Here is a 25,186-nt window from a genome sequence, read left to right as displayed (position 1 = left end):
GATCGCCTGGTCGGCGGCGAGTTCCAGATCGGCGTCCGGCAGCACCAGCATGTGGTTCTTGGCGCCGCCGAGGCCCCTCCGTGGAGGAACCCGGCACCGCGACACTGCGAAAGGCGCTCAGCAGCCGATCAGGCGGGCCGCCAGGTAGCCCTCGATCTGGTCGAGGGAGACGCGCTCCTGCTTCATCGAGTCGCGCTCGCGGACGGTGACCGCGTTGTCCTCCAGGGTGTCGAAGTCGACGGTCACGCAGAACGGCGTGCCGATCTCGTCCTGGCGGCGGTAGCGGCGGCCGATGGCGCCGGCGTCGTCGAACTCGATGTTCCAGTTCTGCCGGAGCGCCTGGGCGAGACCCTTGGCCTTCGGGGACAGCTCCGGGTTGCGGGACAGCGGCAGGACCGCGACCTTCACCGGGGCGAGGCGCGAGTCGAGGCGCAGCACGGTGCGCTTCTCCATCTTGCCCTTGGCGTTGGGGGCCTCGTCCTCGATGTAGGCGTCCAGGAGGAACGCCAGCATCGCGCGGCCGACACCGGCCGCGGGCTCGATGACGTAGGGGGTCCAGCGCTCGCCGGCCTCCTGGTCGAAGTAGGTGAGGTCCTGACCGGAGGCCTTGGAGTGGGCACCGAGGTCATAGTCGGTGCGGTTGGCGACGCCTTCGAGCTCGCCCCACTCACTGCCGCCGAAGGAGAACCGGTACTCGATGTCGGCGGTGCGCTTGGAGTAGTGGGAGAGCTTCTCCTTCGGGTGCTCGTACCACCGCATGTTCTCCTCGCGCAGGCCGAGGCCGGTGTACCAGTTCCAGCGCTGCTCCATCCAGTACTCCTGCCACTTCTCGTCCTCGCCCGGCTTGACGAAGAACTCCATCTCCATCTGCTCGAACTCGCGGGTGCGGAAGATGAAGTTGCCGGGCGTGATCTCGTTGCGGAAGGACTTGCCCATCTGGGCGATGCCGAACGGCGGCTTGCGGCGCGAGGTGGTCTGCACCTGCGAGAAGTTGGTGAAGATGCCCTGGGCGGTCTCGGGGCGCAGGTAGGCGACGGAGCCGGAGTCCTGCGTGGGGCCGAGGTGGGTGGACAGCAGGCCCGAGAACTGCTTGGGCTCGGTGAACTGGCCCTTGTTGCCGCAGTTGGGGCAGTTGACGTCGAGGAGGCCGTTCTCCGGGGCGCGGCCCTTCTTCTCCTCGTAGGCCTCCTCCAGGTGGTCCGCGCGGAACCGCTTGTGGCAGGAGGTGCACTCGGTCAGCGGGTCCGTGAAGGTGGCGACGTGACCGGAGGCGACCCAGACCTCGGGGGCCAGGATCACGGACGAGTCGATGCCCACGACGTCCTCGCGCGACGTCACCATGTAGCGCCACCACTGGCGCTTGAGGTTCTCCTTGAGCTCGACACCCAGGGGGCCGTAGTCCCAAGCGGCGCGCTGACCGCCGTAGATCTCACTACAGGGGAATACGAAGCCACGGCGCTTGCTCAGGCTGACGATGGTGTCGATCTTGTCGGCGGCCACGGTGCTCTCTTCATTACGACGACGAATACTGACGGGGCGGTGCGGAAGCGCCTCGACGAGGGGTGGTGGTCGGGAGACGGGCGGGCGAAGCGAGTTGCTTCCAGCGAATGCTTCAGGTTACCGGCGGGGGCGCCCTCTCAATCAAATCGCTCCCCCTCGGACTGCCGCCGGGCGCCCTCCGGACCCCGCCGCCCGACCGTTTATTGACAACGGTTTCCATATTTGCTGAAAATGAGTGTCATGAACGTACGACGACGCCTGATACCCGCCGCCCTGGCCTCCGCTCTCGGCCTCGGCGCCCTGACCGCCTGCTCCAGCGACAGCGCGGTCTCGGGCAACACGGACAAGTTCGACGTCGTCGCGTCGTTCTACCCGATGGCGTTCCTCGCCGAGCAGATCGGCGGCGACCACGCGAACGTCACCAGCCTGACCGAGCCCGGCCAGGAGCCGCACGACCTGGAGATCAGCACCAAGCAGCGCGCGCAGCTGGAGGAGGCCGACGCGGCGCTCTACCTCAAGGGCCTCCAGCCCGCCGTCGACGAGGCCGTCGGCCAGACGGGCATCAAGACCAAGATCGACGCGGCCACGCTGACCCACCTGGAGGACCACGGCACCGGCGGCCACACCCACGAGGGTGAGGAGGGCCACGGCGAGGAGGAGGGCCACGCCGAGGAGGAGCACGGCCGCGACCCGCACGTCTGGCTCGACCCGGTGAAGTACGCCGAGATCGCCCAGGGCGTCGGCAAGGCCTTCGAGAAGGCCGACCCCGACCACGCGGCCGACTACAAGAAGAACACCGAGGCCCTGGTCAAGAAGCTGAACGGGCTGAACGGCGACTTCGAGAACGGCCTGAAGAACACCAGGTCCAAGGTCTTCTTCACCAACCACGCCGCCTTCGGCTACCTCGCCGAGCGCTACGGCCTCACCCAGGAGGCCATCTCCGGCATCGACCCCGAGAGCGAGCCCAGCGGCGCCCGCGTCCGGGAGCTCCAGCAGGAGGCGAAGGCCGACGGCGTCACCACCGTCTTCTACGAGACACTGGTCTCCGACAAGACCGCGAAGACCCTCGCCCGCGACGCGAACCTGAAGACGGACGTCCTCGATCCCCTGGAGGGCATCACGGACAAGTCCCGCGGCGACGACTACTTCCAGGTCATGGAATCCAACCTCAAGGCCCTTCAGACGGCCCTGGGAGCCAAGTGATCGACCCATCGGAGGACGGCATGACCGAGCCCGTCGTATCCCTGCGCGGGGTCCGCGCGGACCTCGGCTCGCGCCCCGTGCTGCGCGGCATCGACCTCACCGTGGGCCGCGGTGAGGTCGTCGCCCTGCTCGGCGCGAACGGCTCGGGCAAGTCGACGGCCGTGCGCAGCATCATCGGCCAGGTGCAGACCGGCGCCGGGGAGATCCGGCTGTTCGGCACGGACCGCAGGCGGTTCCGCGACTGGCACCGCGTGGGCTACGTCCCGCAGCGCACCACGGCCGCGGGCGGCGTGCCCGCCACGGTGACCGAGGTGGTCTCCTCCGGCCGCCTGTCCCGGGCCCGCTTCGGCGTCCTGCGCAAGGCCGACCACGCGGCCGTACGACGTGCCCTGGACCTCGTCGGCATGGCCGACCGGGCCAAGGACTCCGTCGACGCCCTCTCCGGCGGCCAGCACCAGCGGGTCCTGATCGCCCGCGCGCTCGCCTCCGAACCCGAGCTGCTGATCATGGACGAGCCGATGGCCGGCGTCGACCTGGCCAGCCAGGAGGTCCTCGCGCACACCCTGCGGGAGCAGGTCGGCCAGGGCACGACGGTGCTGCTCGTGCTGCACGAACTGGGCCCCCTGGAACCCCTCATCGACCGGGCGGTCGTCCTGCGCGACGGCTGCGTCGTCCACGACGGGCCGCCCCCGAAGGCCGTCGGGCAGCACGCCCTGCCCGGCCACGACCACGTACACCCGCACGCGCCGGCGGGCACCGAACCGATCCGCACGGGACTGCTGAGCTGATGGACTTCCTCGACTACGCCTTCATGCAGCGGGCCCTGCTCGCCGCCGTCCTGGTCGGCATCACCGCTCCCGCCGTGGGGATCTACCTGGTGCAGCGCCGCCAAGCCCTGATGGGCGACGGCATCGGCCACGTGGCGATGACCGGCGTCGGTCTCGGCTTCCTGCTGACCTGGTCCCCGGTGTGGATGGCGACCCTCGTCTCCGTCCTCGGCGCGGTCCTCATGGAGCTGATCCGCTGGTACGGCAAGACCCGCGGCGACATCGCCCTCGCGATGCTGTTCTACGGCGGCATGGCCGGCGGTGTGATGTTCATCAATCTGGCGCCCACCGGCTCGAACGCCAATCTGACGTCGTACCTGTTCGGTTCGCTGTCGACGGTGTCTCAGTCGGACGTCACGGCGATCTGCATCCTCGCCGCCTTCGTCGTGCTGGTCACCCTCGGGCTGCGGCGTCAGCTGTTCGCGGTCAGCCAGGACGAGGAGTTCGCCCGGGTGACGGGCCTTCCGGTGCGCGTGCTGAACCTGCTGACGGCGGTCACCGCGGCCGTCACGGTGACGGTGGCGATGCGCGTGGTGGGGCTGCTGCTGGTCAGCGCCCTGATGGTGGTGCCGGTCGCGGCCGCCCAGCAGATCGGCCGGAGCTTCGCCGCCACGTTCGCCATCGCCGTGGCCATCGGTGTCAGCGTGACGATCGGCGGCACGGTCACCTCGTACTACCAGGACGTGCCGCCCGGCGCGACGATCGTGCTGCTGACCATCGGCGCGTTCATCGTGCTGACGGCGCTCGCGGCCCCGCTGGCCCGCCGCCGCGCCCGCGCCGCGGCGGGCGGGGACACGACGGGCGACCCCGCCGAGTGCGCCATTCCGGGCAGCCGGGCGGCGGCCGACGAGGTCGGCGTCTGACCGCCCCCGCCACGGGCTGGCACAATGGCCCGGGCAAGGCAGACGTGAGGAGGCAACGGTGACGACCGCTGGACCGTCCGTGAAGGGCCGCGCCACCAAGCAGCGGGCCGCTGTGTCGGCGGCCCTTCAGGAGGTCGACGAGTTCCGCAGCGCGCAGGAACTGCACGACATGCTCAAGCACAAGGGCGACTCGGTCGGGCTCACCACGGTCTACCGCACCCTTCAGTCCCTCGCCGACGCCGGTGAGGTCGACGTCCTGCGCACGGCCGACGGCGAGTCCGTCTACCGGCGTTGTTCCACCGACGACCATCACCACCACCTCGTGTGCCGGAGCTGCGGCAAGGCCGTCGAGGTCGAGGGGCCGGCGGTGGAGAAGTGGGCCGAGTCCATCGCGGCGGAGCACGGGTATGTGAACGTGGCTCACACGGTGGAGATTTTCGGGACCTGTGCGGATTGCGCGGCTGCCTCCGGCGGTTGAGCGGGGGATCGCCGTGAGGGTGGCGTCCGGTCGCCGTCCGCGGGTGCGTTGTGGCCGTTCGCGCAGTTCCCCGCGCCCCTGAGGCAGGAAGCCTCCTGGTTTCTATGCGCCCCGGGCGCTCAGTGCGCGGCGGACGAGCAGGGACAGGGCCGTCGAGGCCAGGATCACGGTGCCGCCGACACGCAGGATGAGGTCGTAGGCGCGCTCCGGGCCGGTCTCCGGCGTGAGCGAGGTGATGGCCGCCGCCGTGGCCGCGAGCCCGATGGCGCCCAGCGTGACGAGGGCGGTGAGGACGACGCCCGAGGCCTCGCCGGCGCGGGCGGGCGACACGACCTGCTGGGTGGCCACACTGGCGAAGGTCCAGCCCAGGCCGAGCCCGAGCGCGCACCAGGTGAAGACCGGCACGTAGAACCACCAGGACCACGCCCAGCTCAGCCCGATCATGCCGGTGCCGGCGACGACCCCGGCCAGGGCCATGACGCCGGTGGCGCGCATCCGGCCGGACAGCCAGGCGCCGATGGGCCCGGAGCAGGCCACCATGACGGCCGGGGCGAGGAACACCGTGCCGGACAGGATCGCCGACAGGCCCCGCACCTGCTGCAACTGGAGGGTGGCGAGGAACACGGTGACGGCATAGCCCATGTTGGCCACCGACCCCATCACGGTGACGAGGTCGAAGCGGATGTTGCGGAAGAGCCGGAAGTCGACCAGGGGATGCCGGCAGGTCCGTTCCCGCAGGACGAACAGGGCGCCGGCCACCACGGCGGCTCCGAACAGGGCGAGCGTGCGGGCGTGGTCCCAGCCCCAGGCGCTGCCCCGCTCCACCGCCAGGGTCAGGGCGGCCAGGCTCGTCACGACGGCCAGGCAGCCGGGCAGGTCGACCTGGCGCGAGGCGCTCTCGTCCCGTGAGTCGGGCACGTACCGCAGGGCGATCAGCAGGGCGAGGGCGCTGAGCGGCGCCAGCAGCCAGAAGATCCACCGCCAGCCCGGCCCGTCGGTGAAGCCGCCTCCGACGAACGGCCCGAGGGCGGTGCCGACGTTGGCGATCCCGAACATCGCCCCGAGCGCCCGGGCCCGGGTCGCCTCGGGAAAGGCGTTGGTGATCACGGACACCGACACGGGGAAGATCAGCGCCGCGCCCGCGCCCTGCACGATCCGGGCCGCGACGAGCACCCCGAGGCTCGGCGCGAGGGCGCAGCCGACGGAGGCGGCGGCGAACAGCCCGGTCCCGGCCAGCAGGACCGGACGCCGGCCGAGGAGATCGCCCAGCCGCCCGCCGACGATGAACAGGCAGCCGACGGCGAGCATGTAGGCCGACAGCGTCCACTGGGCCGCGGAAACGGTCGTGTCCAGCTCGTCGGAGATCCCGGGGATGGCCAGGTTGAGCGCGAAGAAGTCCAGCTGGATGCAGAACAGGGCGAGGGAGGAGGCGAGGAAGATCCCGGCCCGTCGTGTGGTCCGCCGGGGGGCGCCGACGGCGGTGGAGCCCATGTCATCAGGACACCGCCGTCGCGGCCCGGCTGCCACCGGAGGGGCCGGGCCGCCCCCGCGTGCTACGGCTGCTCGCCCTCCACGGCCAGCAGCTCCTCGTTCGGTACGGCACCGCCGAAGCGCCGGTCCCGCGAGGCGAACTCCAGGCAGGCCCGCCACAGGTCGCGCCGGTCGAAGTCGGGCCACAGCACGTCCTGGAAGACCATCTCGGCGTAGGCGCTCTGCCAGATCAGGTAGTTCGAGGTGCGCTGCTCACCGCTGGGCCGCAGGAACAGGTCCACGTCCGGCATGTCCGGGTAGTACATGTACTTCGCGAAGGTCTTCTCGCTGACCTTGGACGGGTCGAGCTTGCCGCTCTTCACGTCCTCCGCCATGGCCTTGGCGGCGTCGGCGATCTCGGCCCGGCCCCCGTAGTTCATGCAGAAGTACAGGGTCAGCCGGTCGTTGCCCTTGGTCTGCTCCTGGGCGACCTGGAGCTCCTTGGCGACCGAACGCCACAGCTTGGGCATGCGGCCCACCCAGCGCACCCGGATGCCCAGCTCGTCGAGCTGGTCGCGGGTCTTGCGGATGAAGTCCCGGTTGAAGTTCATCAGGAAGCGCACCTCGTCGGGCGAGCGCTTCCAGTTCTCGGTGGAGAAGGCGTACAGGGAGATGGCGCCCACGCCCATCTCGATGCCCCCCTGGAGCACGTCCAGGACGCGCTCGGCGCCGACCTTGTGCCCTTCGGTGCGCGGCAGGCCCCGGTCCTTGGCCCAGCGGCCGTTGCCGTCCATGACGATCGCCACATGCTGCGGTACGAACTCCCCGGGGATCTTCGGGGGCCGCGCGCCGGACGGGTGCGGCTCCGGCGTCCTGTACTCCCGGCGCTGGCGCCCCAGGATCCCGCGTACGGCCATGTGTTTCTCGTCTCCTCGTGCTCGCTTGCTCTGTTTTCCGCTGCTCGCGACGTCCGCCGCTCGCGTTCCGCGCTGCTCGCGTTACTTCTCGACGTAGCGCAGGGAGCGCAGCCCGCGCTCCATGTGCCAGTGCAGATACGCGGACACCAGCCCGCTGCCCTCGCGGACGTAGCGCGCCTCGCACGCGTCCGCGGTCTCCCAGTCTCCCGTAAGCAGGGCACCGAGGAGTTCCAGGGCCTGGGGCGAGGGTACGACGCTGCCGGGCACCCGGCAGTCCACGCAGACGGAACCGCCCGACGCGACGGAGAAGAACCGGTTGGGTCCGGGCATCCCGCACTTCGCGCAGTCGGTGAAGCTCGGGGCGTACCCGTTGACGGCCAGGGAGCGGAGCAGGAACGCGTCGAGCACGAGGTGCGGCGCGTGCTCCCCCCGGGCGAGGGTCCGCAGGCCTCCGACCAGCAGCAGGTACTGCTGCACGGCCGGCTCCCCCTCATGGTCGGTGAACCGCTCGGCGGTCTCCAGCATGACGGTGCCGGCCGTGTACCGCGCGTAGTCGCTGACGATCCCGCCGCCGTACGGGGCGATGGTCTCGCTCTGCGTGCACAGCGGCAGTCCGCGCCCGACGAGCTCGCTCCCCTTGGCGAAGAACTGCACGTCGACGTGGGAGAACGGCTCCAGGCGCGCGCCGAACTTCGACTTCGTCCGGCGCACACCCCGGGCCACCGCGCGCACCCGTCCGTGACCGCGCGTGAGCAGCGTGATGATCCGGTCCGCCTCACCCAGCTTCTGGGTGCGCAGCACGATGCCGTCGTCGCGGAACAGACTCATGGAGCCATTCTGGCAGGGTCGTCACGTCAAGGGACCTCGCCCCTGCTGCGGGCGTTGGCGTACGCGGTCGCGGCGCGCAGCCGCTCGGCCGGGGTGGCGTGCCGGACGGCTCCGGGGTCGGCATCCCACTCCCTGCCGCCCCCGTACGGCCGCAACTGCACGTAGGGCCCCTCATGCCCCATCACGATGCCCATGCGGCCGCTGCGGGTGTCCACGACGTACGCGCCGACGGGAGGCTTCATCGCGGCACCGCCGCGAGCCACCGGGCGGTGTCCGATGCACACCGGCCCCCTTCGATGAGCGGGCAGGGCGCTTCCCTCACGAAACTCACCGGGTCAAGTCCCGGTGAGGGCAGGATAATTCCGGCCTTGACGAGTTCTGCCCGCAATTCTTTCACCGCGTCCTCCGCTTCTCCGGCGCAGAGCGCCGAGTGTCGTGCCTCCACCGTGCTCCCCCTCCTTTCGCCATTTCACTCTTCGCATCCCCCTGGTCACGCTCCGCGTCTACACTCAGGAAGGGTCTGTGCCGTACAACTGCGGCGCGGCACAAAGGGGTTCGGCACGGAGTGCTGCAAAAGGCCCCTGTGCGGAACGCTTTGCGGCAGGCCTATGGCGACGAGCGGTATGCCGCGGCCCGTTGAGACAATCCAGCCGTGGAAACATCACAGGGGAATCCGCAGCCGGAATGGGACCTGCGCCCCGCGCGGCCGACGGACGTCGAGGCGATAGCGGAACTGCGGGCCGTGGTGATGCGCCCGGACCTGGAGCGGTTGGGCCGTTACGACGAGCACCGGGTCAGGCAGCGCCTGCGGGACGGCTTCCGCGCGCAGCACACGTCGGTCATCACGGTCGCCGGCGCTTTCGCGGGCAGCGTCGCCCTGCGCCCGTCCGAAACGGGCCACTGGCTGGAGCACTTCTACCTGGCCCCGGCGCTCCAGGGCCGGGGCCTGGGCTCGGCGGTCCTCGGAACCCTTCTGCGCAGGACGGACACCTCCGGCCACGCCATCCGCCTGAACGTCCTCCAGGGCAGCCCGGCCCGCCACCTCTACGAACGGCACGGTTTCACGGTGGAGCGGCAGGACGCGGTCGACGTCTTCATGCTGCGGCTGCCGGGCGCCGGCCCCGCAACCTCGGTCATCCGCACCACCCTGGGGTAATCCCCCCTGGAACACCGGGAGTCACCCGGATGTGGCCGTCCGTCGAAGTCCGCCAGGCTGCTCGGTATGAAGCAGATCACGAAACATCTGGCGCTGGTCGCCGTCGCCGGTGCGATGCTCGGGTTCGCCGGTCCCGGTGCGGCGTCCGAGCCCACGCCCGGTCCCCTCGACTGGACCCGGTGCACCGGCCCCGGCCTCGACCCCAGACAGCAGTGCGCCCTGCTCGACGTCCCCATGGACTACTCCGACCCCGACAGCCCGGAGATCCGGATCGCCGTCAGCCGGATCCCCAGTGAGAAACCGTCCGCGCGGCGGGGCGCGCTGTTACTCATCCCGGGCGGGCCCGGCGGGGACAGCCTCGGCGACCCCTCCGGCAAGGGGCAGAAGCTGCCGCAGAAGGTGCGGGACGCCTACGATCTCGTCGGTTTCGCGCCGCGCGGGATGGCGCCCTCCACCTCCGTCGACTGCAAGGCCGACCCCGCCGACATCAGCATGACGAAGCGTGTGCCCTGGCCGGCCCCGGACGGTTCCATCGACGGGAACATGGCCACCGCCCGGCGTACGGCCGAGGCCTGTGTCCGCAACGGCGGGGAGCTGATCCGGCACATCAGCACCGCCAACGAGGCCCGTGACCTGGACCGCCTGCGGGCCGCCCTCGGCGAGAAGAAGATCTCCGCGTGGGGTGTCTCGTACGGCACCTACGTCGGCGCGGTCTACGGCCAGTTGTTCCCGCACCGCACCGACCGCATCGTGCTGGACAGCAACAACGACCCCGACCACACCCGCGTCACCCGCAACTGGCTCGCCGCCTTCGAGACCGGTGTCGAGGACAACTTCCCCGAGTTCGCCAGGTGGGCGTCCGAGCGCGGCAATCCGCACCGGGTCGCCCGTACACCCGCCGAGGTCCGCTCCGGCTTCCTGCGGCTCGCCGCCCGGCTGGACCGCGACCCCCTGCCCTGGCCCGGCGCCAACCCCCCGCTGCTGGACGGCAACGCGCTCCGCCAGACCATGCTGTCCAGCCTCTACGACCCCGACGACTACCCGATCCTGGCCGAGGCCATCCGCGCCGCCCGCAAGGGCACTGTGCCGCCCGCGCCCGCGTCCCCGCCGGAGTCTGTCTCGCAGAACCTCGCCGCGGTCGGCGTCGGCACGATCTGCAACGACGTCGAGTGGCCCGGCTCGGCCGCCGCGTACCAGAAGGACGTCGACGAGAGCCGGGCCGTGTACCCGCTGACCGCGGGCATGCCGCGCGGTCCGATGGTGTGTGCCGCGTGGCCGTACGCGCCGAAGGAGCCGGCCGTGCGGGTCACCGACCGCGGCCCCTCCAACATCCTGCTCGTGCAGAACGAGCGGGACGTCGCCACCCCGCTGGCGGGAGCCCGCAAGCTGCGGCAGGCCCTCGGCGACCGGGCGGTCATGGTCACGGTGAACTCCACCGGCCACGACGCCTATCTGGCCAACGGCAACGCCTGCGGTGACGCCACGGTCTCCCTCTTCCTGGCGACGGGCCGGCGCCCGGCCCGGGACCTGTACTGCGACTGAGCCGGATCAGCGTTCGGCGAGGGGGGCCGGGGCCTCCTGGACCGCCCAGCCGTTGCCGTCGGGGTCCTGGAAGAAGAGGAAGGAGTTCCAGCCGTCCTCGCCCCGGCCCTCCGCCCAGCCGGACGCGCCCACGTGCAGGACGGGAGTCACCTCGACCCCGCGTCCCACCAGCGCCGCCCTGGCCGCCTCGATGTCCGTCACGCAGAGCTGGAGGCCCCGCAGCGAACCGGGGGCCATCCGCGGCTGCCCCGGCGACTCGGGCATCCCCGACTCCAGCACGATCGAGCATCGGGACCCGGGCGGGGTCAGCTGGACGAAGCGGCCGACGCCCTCGAAGAACGCGGCGTCGATCTCGGCGCGGAATCCGCACTGGTCCTGGTAGAAGGCCTTGGCCCGGTCCAGATCGGAGACCGGCACGACGAGCACTTCGAGGGTCCAGTCCATACGCACACCTCCCCGGCCATGGTCCCCCCGCCGCACGGGCCACGCGCGTCAGCCGTGCCGGCGGGCCACCGGGCGGAACGCCTCCTTCGGCTCCCGGTGCCGGTCGGAGGCGGGGCCGTCCGGGCCGCAGGAGACGCCCGAGGAGCTCACCCCTCGCCGAAGCGGCGTACGTACCGCCGCTGCCAGGGCGTCTCCACGGCGTGCCGGTCGTAGTGCCGGCGGACGTACTCCACCGCCTCCTCCCCCGGCACCCCGTCCAGCACCGCCAGGCAGGCCAGGGCCGTGCCCGTACGGCCGCGTCCGCCGCCGCAGGCGATCTCCACCCGCTCCCCGGCGGCCCGCTCCCATACACCGGCCAGCACCGCGCGGGCGGCCGCCCGGTCCGCCGGGAGGCGGAAGTCGGGCCAGCGGATCCAGGCGGACTCCCAGGAGACCTCGGGCGGCTGCCGGCCGAGCAGGTAGACGCCGTAGGAGGGCAGGGGCGCGTCGGGGTGCAGAGGATGCCGCAGGCCCCGGCCCCGGACCAGCCGGCCCGAGGGCAGTCGCAGGGCACCGGCGTCACTCTCGCTCCACAGCTCACTCACCCCCTCATCATGCTCCGCGTTCGCCCGCCAGGTGGCGGACTTGCCCTGACAGGCGGTCAACTCACTGCGGACGCGGTGCCGATGGTGCGGCCTGCGGCGGATCCGCCATTCGTGTGCGATCCCTTGACCGCCCCCACGGCCCCTCCTATGGTCGCGCTGACCAACAGGACGTAGGACGTCGTATCTCCCGTGTCAGTCCCCTGCCACCGGATCTCGCTGGAGGACCCGTGCGCGACGTGCCCCCCGACGTGCCGGCGCCGCACCGCCGGTCGTTCCTGAAGTACACCGGCGCGCTGGGCGCGGCGGCCGCCGTCTCCGCGTCGCTGTCGGCCTGTTCGTCCGGTCCGGAGTCCACCAACGACACGGGCACCGGCGGTGGCCGGGACCGGACCCTCACCGCGGTGATCGGTTACGGCAACGACGGCAGCTGGGACCCCACCCAGACGGCGTCCGCGTTCTGCATGGCCGCCAACCACCACATCTACGAGGGGCTGCTGGACACGGACCCGATCTCCCGTGAGCCGTACGCGGCGCTGGCGACCGAGGTGCCGCGGGACCCGGACAGCACGACGTGGAGGTTCACGCTGCGGGCGGGGGCGACGTTCCACGACGGCAAGCCCGTCACCGCCGACGATGTCGTCTTCGTCTTCGAGCGGATCCTCGACCCGGACACCCAGACCCTCGCCAAAGGTTTCTTCGCGAGCTGGCTGAAGGAGGTCCGGAAGCTCGACGCGCGGAAGGTCGAGCTGGTGCTCAAGTTCCCCTTCCCCGAGGGGCTTTCCCGGCTGACCCTCGCCAAGATCATGCCGAAGCACGTGTTCTCCCGGCCCGGGGGCTGGGAGGAGGCGATCAAGGGCAAGGCGATCGGCTCGGGGCCGTACCGGCAGACCGCGCACCACCCCAAGTCGAACACCACCTTCGAGGCGTTCGACGGCTACAACGGGCCGCGCCGGCCCGCCTTCCGGAAGATGAACTGGCTGACCATCGTGGACGCGGCACCGCGCGTCGCGAAGATCTCGGGCTCCAGTGCCGGGGCGCAGATCGCCGACAACATCCCGTACGCCAACATCGGGCAGCTGGAGAGCAGCGGTATGACGGTCGCGGGCGCGGCCGGGATGAACAACCTGTTCCTGATGTTCAACACCAGGCACAAGCCCTTCGACGACCCACGCGTGCGCCAGGCCCTGCACTACGCCATCGACACCGAGAAGATGGTCGAGGTCGCCCTCAAGGGCCACGGCAGGCCCTCCACCTCCTTCCTCGACGAGGCCAACCCGTCCTACCGCCGGGCCAGGACGGTCTACGACCACGACCCCGACAAGGCGAAGGCGCTGCTGAGGGCGGCCGGGGTCAAGGAGCTGAGCATCGAGATCCTGGCCGTGAACGTCAGCTGGATCGTCGACTGCCTGCCGACCGTCAAGGCCTCATGGGACGCGATCGGGGTGCGGACGACCCTGTCCCCGCAGGAGACCACGGCCGTCTTCACGAAGATGGACCAGAAGCGGGACTACCAGGTCGTGGCCGCCGCCTCGAACCCCAACCAGTTCGGCATCGACGCCGACCTGATCATGCATTACAACTACGGGCCCGAGAACCTGTGGATGCAGTACACGCGCTGGGCCTCCGATCCCGTCGCCAGGCAGCTCTTCAAGGACATGGACCGGGCCACCCGGGAGCCCGACCCGGCGCGGAAGAAGACGATGGTCCAGGACTACATCGACGTCGTCGCCGAGCAGGCCGTGCTCTACCCGGTCGTCCACAACGAGCTGATGACCGCCTGGAACCCGGAACTGCTCAGCGGGATGAGGGCACAGCCGTATCCGGGCATCAACCTCCTCCAGGCCCGATGGGCCTGAGCGTATGACGGCCGTCCTGCGGATCCTGCTCCGCCGTGTCGCCCTGCTCGTGCCGCTGGTGCTCGGCATCGTGCTGTTCGTGTTCCTGGTGATGCGCTTCTCGGACGTCGACCCGGCGTCCGCGTTCTTCCAGGGCGCCAACCCCACCCCGCGGCAGCTGCACGACTTCCGAGAGGAACACGGACTGCTGGACCCGCTGCCGGTGCGCTATGCGGACTTCGTCGCCGACCTGCTCCACGGCGACCTCGGCACCAGCGCGCTGACCCGGGCGCCGGTGATCGACCAGGTCACCACCGCGCTGCCGCTCACCCTGCAACTCACCTTTCTGGGACTGGGCATCGCCGTCGTGCTGTCCCTGGTGGGCGGGGTGACCGCGGCGATCCACCGGGACCGGCTGCCCGACCAGATCATCCGGGTCGTGTCCCTGACCGGTGTCGCCGCGCCCGGCTTCTGGCTGGCGCTGCTGATGATCCAGTACCTGGCGGTCGACCTGGGCTGGTTCCCGACCGGCGGCTACATCAACCCGGCGGACTCCTTCACCGGCTGGCTGAGGACCATGACCCTTCCCGCTCTCGCGCTGTCGCTGCCGGTGGCGGCGCAGCTGACCCGGATCGTGCGGACGGCCGTGGTGGAGGAGCTGGACAAGGACTACGTACGCACGGCGATCGGCAGCGGGCTGCCGCCCCGGGTGGTCGTGGGGCGGAACGTGCTGCGCAACGCGCTCATCAACCCGCTCACCGTGCTCGGCCTGCGCGTCGGCTATCTGCTGGGCGGCGCGGTCGTCATCGAGACGATCTTCTCGCTGCCGGGCATGGGCAAGCTGATGATCGACGCCGTGAAGAACGGCGACCCGGCCGTCGTCCAGGGCGTCGTACTGACGACCGCGGCCGGGTTCGTCGTCGTGAACCTCGTCATCGACGTCCTGTACCTGCTGGTCAACCCGCGACTGAGGGACGCAACCCCATGATGACCCGCAAGAGTCTCACCGCGGCGCTGTCCCGGCCCGGCGTCCGGCTGCGCGGCCTGCGCCGGCTTCCGCTGCTGTCGAAGATCGCCGTCTGCTTCCTGGCGGTCGTCGTGCTGATGGCGCTGCTCGCGCCGCTGCTCGCCCCGCACGACCCGCTGGACCAGCAGCCGCCGGCCGGCGGCACCGGGCATCCGTCCGCCGGGCACTGGATGGGCCAGGACAGCCTCGGCCGGGACATCCTCAGCCGGCTGATGTACGGAGCGCGCTGGTCGCTCGCGATCGGGCTCGGCGCGACCGGACTGGCCCTGGTGGCCGGAGCGCTGCTCGGGGCGGTCGCCGCGACCTCCCGCAAGGCGGTCGACGAGACGCTGATGCGCTGCCTGGACGTCGTCATGGCGTTCCCGGGCATCGCGCTGGCCGCCGTGCTGGTGGCGGTGTTCGGCGGCGGCATCACGGTACTGATCTGCGCGATCGCGTTCCTGTTCACCCCGCCGGTGGCCCGGGTCGTCCGGGCGAACGTCCTCGACCAGTACGGCGAGGATTATGTGACGGCGGAACGCGTGATCGGCGCCCGGACCCCGCACATCGTGCTGCGGCACGTGGCGGTCAACTGCGCCGCGCCGGTGCTGGTGTTCTGCACGGTCCAGGTCGCCGAGGCGATCGTCTTCGAGGCGTCGCTGTCGTTCATCGGGGCGGGCGTGCGGCCGCCCGACCCGTCCTGGGGCAGTGTCATCGCGGACGGCAAGAACATGGTGCTGACCGGCGGCTGGTGGGCGACGGTGTTCCCCGGGCTGCTGATGCTGGTCACGGTGCTGTCGCTGAACGTCCTGTCCGAGGGCGTGTCCGACGCGTGGGCGGCGCCGTCCGCCCGGGAGGTGGCCGTACCGGAGGACGACGACGACCCGCTGGAGGCGCCGGAGCCCGGCAGCGGGCAGGTCGTGCCGCTGCCCGGTCTGGCGGAGGCGGCGCTGCGGTTGCGGGCCCGGGCCCGCCGGCTGCCCCGGGGCGGGCAGCCGGTGCTCGCGGTGGAGAACCTCGCCGTCGGCTTCGAGGGGCGGCACGGCGGCGTCGACGTCGTGGACGGCATCAGCTTCGAGGTGCACCCCGGCGAGGTGCTGGGGCTGGTCGGCGAGTCGGGCTGCGGCAAGTCGCTCACCGCACTGGCGGTCATGGGCCTCCAGCCGAAGGGAGCACGCGTGCGGGGCCAGGTCCGTTTCCGGCAGCGGGACCTGCTCGCCGAGCCGATGCGGGTGCGCCGCGGGCTGCTCGGCCACGAGATGGCGATGATCTACCAGGACGCGCTGTCGTCGCTGAACCCGGCGATGACGATCCGCGCGCAGCTCAAGCAGGTCGTGCGGCGCGGCGGCCGCCGCGCTCCCGCGGAGCTGCTGACGATGGTCGGCCTGGACCCCGAACGCACCCTGCGCAGCTACCCGCACGAGCTGTCCGGCGGGCAGCGTCAGCGCGTGCTGATCGCGATGGCCCTGTCCCGCGACCCGAAGCTCGTCGTCGCGGACGAGCCGACGACGGCCCTCGACGTGACCGTGCAGGCGCAGGTCGTGGAGCTGCTGCTGCGCCTGCGCGAGGAGCTGGGCTTCGCCCTGATCCTGGTCTCGCACGACCTGGCGCTGGTCGCGGACGTCACCGACCGGGTGGTGGTGATGTACGGCGGGCAGATCGTGGAGACGGGCGTGACCGCCGACCTGGTCGGGTCCCCGGCGCACCACTACACGCGCGGGCTGCTGGGCAGCGTGCTGTCGCTGGAGTCGGCGCGGGAGCGCATGACGCAGATCAGGGGCGTCGTGCCGGCCCCGGCCGACTTCCCCGCGGGCTGCCGCTTCGCCGGCCGGTGCCCGCTCGCCACCGGGACCTGCCGCAGGACACCCCCCGGCCTGCTGGGCACGCCGACGCACACGGCCGCCTGCCACCACCCCGCGATCGACCTGACCACCTCGGAGGTCGTGACGTGAACGCCCTGGTGGAACTCTCCGGCACGCACGTCGTCCACAAGGCCCGCAGTGGCGGCCTGTTCACCCGCGACCGCGTGTACGCCCTGACCGGTGCGGATCTGGCCGTCGCCCCCGGCGAGACCGTCGGCGTGGTCGGCGAGTCCGGCTGCGGGAAGTCGACGCTGGCCAGGGTGCTGGTCGGGGTGGAGCGGCCGACGCGGGGGACGGTGTCCTTCCGGGGCAGGGACCTGTGGGCGATGCCGGCCGCCGAGCGCCGCCGGGCCGTCGGCGGCAGCACCGGCATGATCTTCCAGGACCCGTCGACGGCCCTGAACCGCCGTCTGCCCGTCCGGCAGATCCTGCGCGACCCGCTGGACGTGCACGAGAGGGGAACTCGCGCTCAACGTGAGCAAAAAGTCCGGGAGTTGATGTCCCTGGTCGGCCTCCCCCGGGCCCTCGCCGACGCCCTGCCGGGGCAGCTGTCGGGCGGGCAGCGCCAGCGCGTGGCGATCGCCCGGGCGCTGGCCCTGGACCCGGACCTGGTCGTGGCGGACGAGCCGACGAGCGCCCTGGACGTGTCGGTCCGGGCGCAGATCCTCAACCTGCTCCTCGACCTGAAGGAACGCCTGGGCCTGGCCCTGGTGTTCGTCTCGCACGACATCCAGACGGTACGGCGGATGAGCGACCGGGTGATCACCATGTACCTGGGCCGGATCGTGGAGGAGAGCCCGGCCGCCCTGGTCACCGACCGGGCCCGGCACCCGTACACCCGGGCCCTGTTCTCGGCCACGCCCGGCCTGCTCGACCCGGTCGACCCGATCCCGCTGGCCGGCCCGGTCCCGTCGGCGACCCGTCCGCCGAGCGGCTGCCCGTTCCGCACCCGCTGCTGGAAGGCGGACGGGACGTGCGCGGAACGGATGCCGGGTTTCTCCGCCGCGTTGGCGCCCACGCACCGCTTCCGCTGCCACCATCCTGTCCGGGAGGACGAGTCGACCCGTGACCTCGTCCACCGGCGCGATCCGATGGAGGCCCCATGACATTCACCCCGCTGACCGGTGTCATCCCGCCCGTGTGCACGCCCCTGACACCGGACGGTGAGGTGGACGTCCGCTCGCTGATCGGGCTCGTCGACCATCTGGTGGCCGGCGGGGTGCACGGACTGTTCGTGCTCGGCTCGACCTCGGAGGCCGCGTTCCTGCCGGACCGGCAGCGCCGGCTGGTCGTCGAGTCGGTGACGGGACACGTGGGCGGGCAGCTCCCGGTGCTGGCCGGGGCGATCGACATGACCACGCCCCGGGTCCTGGACCACGTGGCGTCGGTGACCGCGGCGGGCGCGGACGCGGTCGTCGTCACCGCCCCGTTCTACACCCGCACCCACCCGGCGGAGATCGCCCGCCACTACCGCGCGGTCGCCGCGGCGAGCCCGGTCCCGGTCATCGCCTACGACCTTCCCGTCGCTGTCCACACGAAGCTGCCGGCCGAGGTGGTGCTGGAACTGGCCGCCGACGGCGTCGTGGCCGGGCTCAAGGACTCCAGCGGTGATCTGGCCGCCTTCCGCCAGGTCGTGACCGGCGTGCGGGAACGCCGGGGCATCACCGGCTTCAGCGTGCTGACCGGCTCCGAGCTGATCGTCGACGCGGCCCTCGCGATCGGCGCGGACGGCACGGTGCCGGGCCTCGGAAACGTCGACCCGCACGGCTACGTCCGCCTGGACGGCCTGTGCCGTGCCGGGGACTGGGACGGTGCCCGTGCCGAACAGGAGCGCCTGTGCGCGCTGTTCGGCATGGTGGGCGTCGGCGACCCGGCCCGGATGGGCCCGAACTCCTCGGCGATCGGCGCCTTCAAGGCCGCGCTGCACCTGCGCGGCGTGATCGACTGCCCGGCGACGGCCCGGCCGCAGATCCCGCTGTCGCCGGACGAGGTGGAGCAGGTCGGGAAGTACCTCGCGGCGGCCGGGCTGCTCTGAAGGACACCCTTCAGACGCTCCCCGGAGTCACCATCCCCGACTCGTAGGCGACGATGACCAGTTGGGCCCGGTCCCGGGCCGCCAGCTTGCCCATGATGCGGCTGACGTGGGTCTTCGCGGTGAGCGGGCTCAGGCCCAACGCGTCGGCGATCTCCGTGTTGTTGAGACCGCGCGCGACCAGCGCGAGCACCTCCCGCTCCCGGCCGGACAGGCACTCGGGCCCGCCGGTCGCCGGTGCGGAGGGGCTGCGCAGGAACCGCTCGATGAGCCGTGCGGTGGGTCCGGGCGACAGCAGGGAGTCCCCGGCGGCGACCGTGCGGATGGCGTCGAGGAGTTCGGCGGGCCTGGTGTCCTTGACCAGGAACCCGGAGGCACCGGCGCGCAGCGCGTCGACGATGTTCTCGTCGGTGTCGTACGTGGTGAGGACGAGCACCCGGACGCCGGCGAGATCCTCGTCGGCGGCGATGAGCCGGGTCGCCTCGATGCCGTCCAGGTCGGGCATGCGGATGTCCATCACGACGAGGTCGGCGCGTGCGCCGCGGGCCAGTTCCACGGCCTGCCTGCCGGTGGCGGCCTGGCCGACGACCTCCATGTCCCGGGCCGACTCCACGAGCATCGCGAACGCCTCACGCACCAGGGTCTGATCGTCCGCGAGCAGCACCCGTATGGTCATCCGTCCCTCTCCCCCGTCGTGGTCAGCGGCAGGACCGCGGTGACCTCGAACCCGCCCCCGGTACGCGGTCCGGCGTCGAGTGTGCCACCGACGCTGCGGGCCCGCTCCCGCATTCCGACGAGCCCGAAACCCGGTGTGCCGCCCGGGGCCGGGCCGGTGCCGTCGTCGCGCACCGACAGGTGCAAGGCGCCCTGCCGCTCCGCCAGTTCGACGCTGACGGCCGGTCCGGGTCCCGCGTGCCGTACCGCGTTCGTCAGGGCCTCCTGCACGATGCGGTAGGCGGCGGCACCCACGGCGGGCGGTGCCTGCCGTATCCGTACGGTCTGCTCGACCCGGGCACCGGCGAGCCGCGCGGCCTGAGCCAGGTCGGGCAGTCCGTCGAGGCCGGGCAGCGGGCCGCGGGCGTCCGGGGAGCCGTGCTCGCGCAGCACCTCCAGCGTGGTGCGGAGTTCACCGCGGGCGCTGCGGCAGGTCTCGGCGATGTCGTCGAGGGCCTTGGCGACCGTCTCCCGGTCGAGCCGCTCGGGGTCGGCCGACAGGACGTGGGCGGCGACGGAGGTCTGCACGCCGATGAGGGTGATGCTGTGGGCCAGCAGGTCGTGCAGGTCCCGGGCGATCCGCAGCCGCTCCTCGGCGACGCGCCGCCGCGCCTCCTCCTCGCGGGTGCGTTCGGCGCGTTCGGCGCGTTCCACGATGGAGGCGACGTACTGGCGGTAGAAGCGCACGTCGACCCCGCAGAACAGCACGGCGACGACCCAGCCGGACGCCTTCAGCAGTCCCAGCGCCTCCTGCGCGCTGATGGTGAGCAGCACGCCCACCGCCAAGGCGATGACACCGATGCCGACCAGGACGGTGCGCAGCGGCCGGCCGGTGACGGCGACGGTGTACAGGGCGACGTAGGCGGCCTGGGTGGCCGCGGTGTGCGGGTAGTCGAGGAAGTGGTAGGGGAACACGCAGGTGATCACGGCGACCAGGACGAGCACCGGACGGCGGCGGCGCCACACCAGCGGCACGTGGGAGACGAGCAGCAGGGCCCAGCCGAGCGCGTCGGGCCTGCGGCCGTCGTCGACGAACAGCGCGAGCGCTGCGGCGACAACGGCCACCGAGACGGCGAGCAGCGCGTCGTTGCGCAGTGCGTGCGGGGCGGTCAGGGGGTCGCGGTTGACCGCGGCCATGATCCGCTCGGCGGACCGCGACCAGGTCGCCTGCGGGGTGGTGGGTGCCTGCACGGGCATCATCCTCGGCCAGGAAGGCGCCCCTCCGGGAGAGGAGGGGCGCCGTCGGTCAGCGGGCGTCGGCGGCCACCGGTTCCCGCTCCTTCTGCGGAACCGTCCGCTCCGGCGCGCGGGAGAGCCTGCCCGGCCACCACATCCGCCGCTTGAGCAGGACACTCGCCGTGGTCACCAGGTACGTACGCACCAGGAAGGTGTCCAGCAGGACCCCCACCGCGATGACGAACCCGAGTTCCACCAGCCCGACCATCGGCAGCGTCGTCAGCACCGCGAACGTCGCCGCGAGCACCACCCCCGCCGAGGCGATGACCCCGCCGGTCGTCCGCAGGGCGGTGAGCGCCGCGGTCTCCGGCTCGGCCCCTCGTACGGACTCCTCCCGCATCCGGTGCATCAGGAAGATGCCGTAGTCCACCCCGAGGGCGACCAGGAACACGAAGGACAGCAGCCCGAGCCCGGGATCCGTCCCGCCGAACCCGAAGACCGGCTCGAACACCAGCCCTCCGATGCCGAGCGCCGCTCCCCAGACCGCGACCACCGCCGCCAGCAGCAGCAGCGGCGCGACGAGACTGCGCAGCAGCCCGACCAGGATGACGAACACGGCGGCCAGGACCAGCGGCACGATCACCTTCCGGTCCCGCGCCTCGCTGTCGGCCAGGTCGATCTGCTGTGCGCTGGGCCCGCCGACGTACGCGCCCTCGGGGTCGATCCCGGCCCGCAGCGCCTCGATGGTGCGGGTCTCGGCCGGGGTCTCCGGGGCCGCCGTGGTGAAGACGACGATCTCGGTCCACCCGGCCCCGCTCCGTCCGGTCACCACCTCGGCGACCCCCTCGGTCGCCCGGGCCCGTTCGCCCACCGCCTCGGCCCGCTCCCCGGGCGCGATGACGGTCACGGGCCGGCTGCTGCGCTCGGGATACTCCCGCGCCAGCGTCTGCATCGCGGTGATGGACTCGGGCCGTTCGGTGAAGGAGTCCTCCTGCTTGATGGACCCGGACAGGTTCAGCGTGCCGAGCGCGAGCGCTCCGAGCAGGACACCCCCGGTGACGAGGACGGTGACGGGCCGCCGGGTCGCCGAGGTGCCCATCGCGGCGAACAGCGACCGCCGGGCCTTCGGCTCGCTCCCGAACGCCGGGATCAGCGGCCAGAACACCCGCCGCCCCAGCAGGACGAGGACCGCCGGCAGCAGGGTCGTCATGGCGACCAGCGCGGCGAGCACCCCGACCACGCCGACCGGCCCCATGCCGCTGCTGCTGTTGAGGTCCGCGGCGAGCAGGCACAGCAGTCCGGCCGCGACGGTCCCCGAGGAGGCGAGGATCGCCGGCCCGCAGCCGCGCAGGGCGGTGCGCATGGCGTCGTACGGCCGCTCGTGGCGCCGCAGTTCCTCGCGGTAGCGGGAGATGAGGAGCAGCGCGTAGTCGGTGCCGGCGCCGAGGACGAGCACGGTCATCACGCCGCCGCTCTGGCCGGTGACGGTGACGTCGAACAGTTCGTGCAGTCCGTACCCGGCGGCCATCGCCACGGCGGCGGCGACCCCTGCCACGGCGAGGGGCACCAGCCACAGGAAGGGACTGCGGTAGATGAGGACGAGCAGCACGGTGACGACGCCGAGGGTGGCGAGCAGCAAGGTGGCGTCGAGCGTCTCGAACACCTTGTTCATGTCGGTGTTCAGCGCGCCGGGCCCGCCGACCTCGACGCTCAGCCCGCCGCCGCCCCCGGCGATGTCCCGCACCCCGTCGACGAAGGCGTCCCGGGCCTCCTCGTCCTGGCCCGGCTGGGTGCTGCTGACCGGGTACATCAGGGTGGAGCCGTCCTTCGACGGGATGCCCCGCGGTTCACCCGTCAGGTCGTAGGCACCGCTCACCTCGGAGATCTGCTCGTCGGCGGTGCGCCGGTCGGCGTCGGTCAGGCCGCCGTCCCGGTGGTAGACGAGCACCAGGTCGGTCGCCTCACCACCCGGCAACTCGTCCTGGATGCGCGCCACCTGGGTCGAGTCCGCGCTGTCGGGCAGGTAGTCGACCGCGCGGTTCTGCTGGATGTCGGCGAACTTGCCGGCCAGCGGCCCGACCAGCACGAGGGCGGCGAGCCAGAGCCCGACCACCACCCAGGGCACGGCCCGCCTGCGCCCGGTACGCGTCCTTACGGCCCCCATGAGTCCGGCTCCCTCCGGTCGGGTGTCTGGATCGGTCTCCAGACTCCCGCCGGGCGGGTGCCGGTTCGTCGGGCGTGAGGTCGAGTTGGGGCCTACTGCCGGGGGCGGTCCGGTCGGCGCGTTACTCCCCGGGGAGTAACGCGGGGGCCTACGAGGGGGTGCGCGCCGCCGCCGCCAGCAGCCGGGTGACGTCGTCGGAGCAGATGGTGAGGGCCGCCCCGACCGTCGCCAGCACGTCCCGCTCGGCCGGGGTGTAGGGCCCGTCCGCCAGGGCGATGCGGGCGCCCTGGAGCAGGATCGATTCGCGGCCGACGCCGGCGAGGTGCGGGGCCAGCGGGTCCAGCGCCTCGTGCAGCTCTATGGCCAGCCCCGCACCGCAGGGTTCGCCGGCGATCCGGCCGGTGTCCGCCTCCAGCGCCTCGACGAGCGCGGCCAGCTGTTCCTCCGTGCAGTCGTCGAAGCCGGCCGCGCGCACGGCGAGCACGGCGGCCTCCAGTGCCGTACGGGATCCGGCGCCGCCCGCGGCCAGCACGGCGAGGGCGACGGTGTGCACGGCGTCGCGGAGCATCGCGGAGAAGCGGGTGGTGGTCGGATGGTCGAGGACGTCGGTGCCGAAGTGGCGGCGGCAGGCGGCGCACTCCACGACCGGGCCGGTCTCGCCCCGCGGCAGCACGGGCAGGCCGAGCAGGGTGAAGCGGCGCTGACCGGTCAGCCGCTGGTAGTTGCGGTCGCCGCCGCACCCCGGGCAGAAGAACTCGCCGTCACCGGCGGCCGTCCACGCGGTGCGGGTGCCCAGGATGCGAGAAAGCCTGGCGGCATGGCCGTTTCGTCCCCGTCCTGGCAGCACGTCGCACCTCCGTCACGCCGCACGGCAACGTCGCCGTGCTTGCGTGATGTTAGCCACATCGGAGACGAGGAGTCAGCACCCCGGAGGAGACCTTTCCGTGACCTCCACAGACAATGGCCGGTATGCGACGGGGCTCCACCCGCCGGACATCGGCGGACGGAGCCCCTGAGGCGCCGGTGAGCGGCCGGTGGCCGCGGACCCGTACGGCTGGTCAGCGAGTCGCGCGGTTGACGGCCGAGACCACGGCCTTCAGCGAGGCCCGCGTCGTGTTCGCGTCGATCCCGATGCCCCACAGGACCTTGTCGTCAATGGCGCATTCGATGTAGGAGGCGGCCTGCGCCGAGGCACCCTCGCTCATCGTGTGCTCCTGGTAGTCCAGCAGGCGCACGTCGATGCCGACGGACTGGAGGGCGTCGAAGAAGGCCGAGATCGGACCGTTGCCGGAACCGGTCAGCACGGTGTCCTGGCCGTCGACGGTGGCCTCCACCTTCAGCGTGTCCACGCCGTCGGTGTCGGTCGTCGACTGGTTGTTCTTGACCTGGATCCGCCCCCACGGGTTCTCGGGGTTGGGCAGGTACTCGTCCCGGAAGACCGACCAGATGTCCTTCGGCGTGACCTCGCCGCCCTCGGCGTCCGTCTTGGCCTGGATCAGCTTGGAGAACTCGATCTGCATCCGGCGCGGCAGTTCCAGCTTGTGGTCGTTCTTCAGGACGTAGGCGATACCGCCCTTGCCGGACTGCGAGTTGACCCGGATGACCGCTTCGTAGGAGCGGCCGACGTCCTTGGGGTCGATCGGCAGGTAGGGGACGGCCCACTCGATGTCGTCGACGGTGACGCCCTTCGCGGCCGCGTCGGCCTCCATGGCGTCGAAGCCCTTCTTGATGGCGTCCTGGTGGGAGCCGGAGAAGGACGTGTAGACCAGGTCGCCCACGTACGGGTGGCGCGGGTGGACGTCCATCTGGTTGCAGTACTCCCACGTGCGACGGATCTCGTCGATGTCGGAGAAGTCGATCTGCGGGTCGACGCCCTGGGAGAACAGGTTCATGCCCAGGGTGACCAGGTCGACGTTGCCGGTGCGCTCGCCCTGGCCGAACAGACAGCCCTCGACGCGGTCGGCGCCGGCCATCAGGGCCAGTTCGGCGGCGGCGACGGCGGTGCCGCGGTCGTTGTGCGGATGGACCGACAGGCAGACGTGCTCGCGGCGGGAGAGGTTGCGGCCCATCCACTCGAAGCGGTCGGCGTGGGTGGAGGGCGTGGAGCGCTCGACGGTCGCCGGCAGGTTCAGGATGATCTCGCGGCCCGGGCCGGGCTGCCAGACGTCCATGACCGCCTCGCAGACCTCCAGCGCGAAGTCCAGTTCGGTGTCGGTGAAGATCTCGGGGCTGTACTGGTAGCCGAACTCCGTCTCCGGGCCCAGCAGCTTCTCGGCGTACTCCATGACCAGGCGCGTGCCGTCGACGGCGATCTGCTTGATGTCGTCCCTGGAGCCGCGGAAGACGACCCGGCGGAAGACGGGCGCCGTGGCGTTGTACAGGTGGACGGTGGCGCGCTTGGCGCCCTTCAGGGACTCCACCGTGCGCTCGATCAGGTCCTCGCGGGCCTGGGTCAGTACGGAGATGGTGACGTCGTCGGGGATGGCCCCTGGCTCCTCGATGATGGAGCGCACGAAGTCGAAGTCGGTCTGGCCGGAGGCGGGGAAGCCGACCTCGATCTCCTTGTAGCCCATCTTGACCAGCAG

24 protein-coding genes are annotated in these 25,186 nt (G+C 71.7%); 11 read left to right on the top strand and 13 right to left on the bottom strand.

Features of this window, described 5'->3' with window-relative positions:
- Window positions 1–117 precede the first annotated feature (117 nt).
- Complete coding sequence (locus AB0E85_RS36530; RefSeq protein WP_361936719.1) at window positions 118–1,500, bottom strand: glycine--tRNA ligase; 1,383 nt, start codon at window positions 1,498–1,500, stop codon at window positions 118–120.
- 240 nt (window positions 1,501–1,740) lie between these two features.
- Between AB0E85_RS36530 and AB0E85_RS36525 the strand changes: the two genes are divergently transcribed.
- From AB0E85_RS36525 to AB0E85_RS36510, 4 genes are read left to right on the top strand one after another with little or no spacing between them, the layout of a single operon-like run.
- On the top strand, window positions 1,741–2,703 hold the full coding sequence (locus AB0E85_RS36525) for a zinc ABC transporter substrate-binding protein (protein WP_361936717.1): 963 nt from the start codon (window positions 1,741–1,743) through the stop codon (window positions 2,701–2,703).
- A 20-nt stretch (window positions 2,704–2,723) separates the two neighbouring features.
- Entirely contained in the window at window positions 2,724–3,491 is a 768-nt protein-coding gene (locus tag AB0E85_RS36520; RefSeq protein ID WP_361936715.1) for a metal ABC transporter ATP-binding protein, read from the top strand.
- Complete coding sequence (locus tag AB0E85_RS36515; protein WP_361936713.1) at window positions 3,491–4,393, top strand: metal ABC transporter permease; 903 nt, start codon at window positions 3,491–3,493, stop codon at window positions 4,391–4,393. The genes AB0E85_RS36520 and AB0E85_RS36515 overlap by 1 nt, the downstream gene beginning before the upstream one ends.
- Window positions 4,394–4,451: 58 nt before the next feature.
- Window positions 4,452–4,871, top strand: coding sequence for a transcriptional repressor (locus tag AB0E85_RS36510; protein ID WP_361936711.1), 420 nt, complete (start codon window positions 4,452–4,454; stop codon window positions 4,869–4,871).
- 102 nt (window positions 4,872–4,973) lie between these two features.
- Here the strand turns inward: AB0E85_RS36510 and AB0E85_RS36505 are convergent, their stop codons facing one another.
- From AB0E85_RS36505 to AB0E85_RS36485, 5 genes are all read right to left on the bottom strand, one after another.
- Window positions 4,974–6,362: an MFS transporter gene (locus AB0E85_RS36505; RefSeq protein ID WP_361936709.1), complete on the bottom strand. Its 1,389-nt coding sequence runs from the start codon at window positions 6,360–6,362 to the stop codon at window positions 4,974–4,976.
- A gap of 62 nt (window positions 6,363–6,424) precedes the next feature.
- Complete coding sequence (locus tag AB0E85_RS36500) at window positions 6,425–7,258, bottom strand: isoprenyl transferase (RefSeq protein ID WP_361936707.1); 834 nt, start codon at window positions 7,256–7,258, stop codon at window positions 6,425–6,427.
- Between the two features lie 81 nt (window positions 7,259–7,339).
- Window positions 7,340–8,086 carry a DNA repair protein RecO gene (recO, locus tag AB0E85_RS36495; protein WP_003990109.1) on the bottom strand — a complete coding sequence of 249 codons (747 nt, stop codon included), beginning with the start codon at window positions 8,084–8,086 and terminating at the stop codon, window positions 7,340–7,342.
- A gap of 26 nt (window positions 8,087–8,112) precedes the next feature.
- Window positions 8,113–8,328 carry a hypothetical protein gene (locus AB0E85_RS36490; RefSeq protein WP_361936704.1) on the bottom strand — a complete coding sequence of 72 codons (216 nt, stop codon included), beginning with the start codon at window positions 8,326–8,328 and terminating at the stop codon, window positions 8,113–8,115.
- Window positions 8,325–8,531 carry a hypothetical protein gene (locus AB0E85_RS36485; RefSeq protein ID WP_361936702.1) on the bottom strand — a complete coding sequence of 69 codons (207 nt, stop codon included), beginning with the start codon at window positions 8,529–8,531 and terminating at the stop codon, window positions 8,325–8,327. The genes AB0E85_RS36490 and AB0E85_RS36485 overlap by 4 nt, the downstream gene beginning before the upstream one ends.
- Before the next feature lie 246 nt (window positions 8,532–8,777).
- Between AB0E85_RS36485 and AB0E85_RS36480 the strand changes: the two genes are divergently transcribed.
- Both AB0E85_RS36480 and AB0E85_RS36475 read left to right on the top strand, forming a co-directional pair.
- Window positions 8,778–9,242, top strand: coding sequence for a GNAT family N-acetyltransferase (locus tag AB0E85_RS36480; protein ID WP_361936722.1), 465 nt, complete (start codon window positions 8,778–8,780; stop codon window positions 9,240–9,242).
- 66 nt (window positions 9,243–9,308) lie between these two features.
- A complete protein-coding gene (locus AB0E85_RS36475) occupies window positions 9,309–10,784 on the top strand; it encodes an alpha/beta hydrolase (RefSeq protein ID WP_361936700.1) in 1,476 nt (491 codons plus the stop codon).
- 6 nt (window positions 10,785–10,790) lie between these two features.
- Here AB0E85_RS36475 and AB0E85_RS36470 read toward each other — a convergent pair whose 3' ends face one another.
- Window positions 10,791–11,228, bottom strand: a complete 438-nt coding sequence (locus tag AB0E85_RS36470; protein ID WP_361936698.1) for a VOC family protein — start codon at window positions 11,226–11,228, stop codon at window positions 10,791–10,793.
- A 146-nt stretch (window positions 11,229–11,374) separates the two neighbouring features.
- Complete coding sequence (locus AB0E85_RS36465; protein WP_361936696.1) at window positions 11,375–11,812, bottom strand: protein phosphatase; 438 nt, start codon at window positions 11,810–11,812, stop codon at window positions 11,375–11,377.
- A gap of 227 nt (window positions 11,813–12,039) precedes the next feature.
- Between AB0E85_RS36465 and AB0E85_RS36460 the strand changes: the two genes are divergently transcribed.
- From AB0E85_RS36460 to AB0E85_RS36440, 5 genes are read left to right on the top strand one after another with little or no spacing between them, the layout of a single operon-like run.
- Window positions 12,040–13,668 carry an ABC transporter substrate-binding protein gene (locus AB0E85_RS36460; protein WP_361936694.1) on the top strand — a complete coding sequence of 543 codons (1,629 nt, stop codon included), beginning with the start codon at window positions 12,040–12,042 and terminating at the stop codon, window positions 13,666–13,668.
- 4 nt (window positions 13,669–13,672) lie between these two features.
- A complete protein-coding gene (locus tag AB0E85_RS36455) occupies window positions 13,673–14,635 on the top strand; it encodes an ABC transporter permease (protein ID WP_361936692.1) in 963 nt (320 codons plus the stop codon).
- On the top strand, window positions 14,632–16,605 hold the full coding sequence (locus AB0E85_RS36450; protein WP_361936690.1) for a dipeptide/oligopeptide/nickel ABC transporter permease/ATP-binding protein: 1,974 nt from the start codon (window positions 14,632–14,634) through the stop codon (window positions 16,603–16,605). The genes AB0E85_RS36455 and AB0E85_RS36450 overlap by 4 nt, the downstream gene beginning before the upstream one ends.
- A complete protein-coding gene (locus tag AB0E85_RS36445; protein ID WP_361936688.1) occupies window positions 16,602–17,621 on the top strand; it encodes an ABC transporter ATP-binding protein in 1,020 nt (339 codons plus the stop codon). Before AB0E85_RS36450 ends, AB0E85_RS36445 begins: the two co-directional genes overlap by 4 nt.
- Entirely contained in the window at window positions 17,618–18,550 is a 933-nt protein-coding gene (locus AB0E85_RS36440; RefSeq protein WP_361936686.1) for a dihydrodipicolinate synthase family protein, read from the top strand. Before AB0E85_RS36445 ends, AB0E85_RS36440 begins: the two co-directional genes overlap by 4 nt.
- A 10-nt stretch (window positions 18,551–18,560) precedes the next feature.
- On the opposite strand, the gene AB0E85_RS36435 is transcribed toward AB0E85_RS36440, so the two are convergent.
- From AB0E85_RS36435 to leuA, 5 genes are all read right to left on the bottom strand, one after another.
- Window positions 18,561–19,223, bottom strand: a complete 663-nt coding sequence (locus AB0E85_RS36435; protein WP_361936684.1) for a response regulator transcription factor — start codon at window positions 19,221–19,223, stop codon at window positions 18,561–18,563.
- Window positions 19,220–20,398: a histidine kinase gene (locus AB0E85_RS36430; protein WP_361936720.1), complete on the bottom strand. Its 1,179-nt coding sequence runs from the start codon at window positions 20,396–20,398 to the stop codon at window positions 19,220–19,222. Before AB0E85_RS36430 ends, AB0E85_RS36435 begins: the two co-directional genes overlap by 4 nt.
- A 109-nt stretch (window positions 20,399–20,507) precedes the next feature.
- Complete coding sequence (locus tag AB0E85_RS36425; protein WP_361936682.1) at window positions 20,508–22,601, bottom strand: MMPL family transporter; 2,094 nt, start codon at window positions 22,599–22,601, stop codon at window positions 20,508–20,510.
- A 148-nt stretch (window positions 22,602–22,749) separates the two neighbouring features.
- The gene (locus AB0E85_RS36420) at window positions 22,750–23,448 is read right to left on the bottom strand and encodes a TerB family tellurite resistance protein (RefSeq protein WP_361936680.1); all 699 of its coding nucleotides are present in this window, start codon (window positions 23,446–23,448) and stop codon (window positions 22,750–22,752) included.
- A 211-nt stretch (window positions 23,449–23,659) separates the two neighbouring features.
- Window positions 23,660–25,186 (bottom strand): 2-isopropylmalate synthase (leuA, locus tag AB0E85_RS36415; protein ID WP_361936678.1); only part of this gene is annotated, 1,527 nt, incomplete at its 5' end.

This window comes from Streptomyces sp. NPDC029044, assembly GCF_040637495.1.
Taxonomy (GTDB): Bacteria; Actinomycetota; Actinomycetes; order Streptomycetales; family Streptomycetaceae; genus Streptomyces.
Note: the sequence above shows the minus strand (reverse complement) of the source record. Positions and strands in the feature narration are given on the sequence as shown.